General features: G+C 45.8%; 1 protein-coding gene. It reads left to right on the forward strand.

Going from position 1 to position 295, the window contains the following annotated elements:
• The coding region (locus NE665_RS24850; RefSeq protein WP_256302757.1) for a M23 family metallopeptidase at nucleotides 1-295 on the forward strand (295 nt) is incomplete at both ends.

The following is a 295-nucleotide window of genomic DNA, read 5'->3' on the forward strand; positions in this document are numbered from 1 at the left end:
ATGGCGCAAATATCTATGCACCTGCCGCAGGGATCGTCTATGAGGTATCTAACGATTGTCCGCCAAGCGATGGTTATTTGGGGAATTCCTGTCCCTATAGCGGAGGCTATATCGGTGGTGGAAATTATGTCATGCTGAAGGTCACCAACAAAAAAGAAGATTATTATGTCTTCTTATGCCATATGAAAAGGACCCTAGTCAGCAAGGGACAGAAAGTAAAGAAAGGCCAAAAGATCGGCGAACAGGGACATAGCGGTAACAGCACGGCATCGCATCTACATATCGAGATCCACAA

Origin of the sequence: Clostridium sp. DFI.1.208, assembly GCF_024463855.1 — a bacterium.
Taxonomy (GTDB): Bacteria; Bacillota_I; Bacilli_A; order Erysipelotrichales; family Erysipelotrichaceae; genus Clostridium_AQ.